The organism is Melaminivora alkalimesophila (assembly GCF_000282995.1).
In the GTDB taxonomy this organism is placed as follows: domain Bacteria; phylum Pseudomonadota; class Gammaproteobacteria; order Burkholderiales; family Burkholderiaceae_C; genus Melaminivora; species Melaminivora alkalimesophila.
In genome coordinates this window covers 1-367 of the sequence record NZ_ALEE01000467.1, presented here as the reverse complement: position 1 = coordinate 367, position 367 = coordinate 1, and the positions used below count along the sequence as shown (strand labels likewise).

The window sequence follows — 367 nt, the reverse complement described above, 5'->3', positions numbered from 1 at the left end:
GGCCCCCAGCCGCTGTCGCATCCTGTTCCCGGCCGGCCTTGCCGGTTGTCGCCCGCGCGGGCACGTCGTCCATGGTCGCTCGCTTGCTACCGGGCCGCCTTGCCCCCATGGCGCGGACCCTTTGCCGGGGCAGGCTAGCACCTGCGCCGCGCGGGCGCCATAGGCCCCTCACCCGATCGGTGCATCCAGATTGAGCAGCGCCAGCGCGGCCAGCGAGGCGGTCTCGGCACGCAGCACGCGCGGGCCCAGCGTGACCGGCACGAAGCCCTGGGCCACGGCCGCGTCTTCCTCCTGCGGGGTCAGGCCGCCCTCGGGGCCATGCAGCACCCACACCGGGCTGCGGTCCGCGGCGGCGCGGACCAGTGGC

Annotated in this window: 1 protein-coding gene; it reads right to left on the bottom strand. The window is 76.0% G+C overall.

Annotated features, from left to right (window positions below; translation table 11 throughout):
* Positions 1 to 168 precede the first annotated feature (168 nt).
* The coding region (locus A612_RS09075) for an RsmE family RNA methyltransferase (RefSeq protein ID WP_040436471.1) at positions 169 to 367 on the bottom strand (199 nt) is incomplete at its 5' end.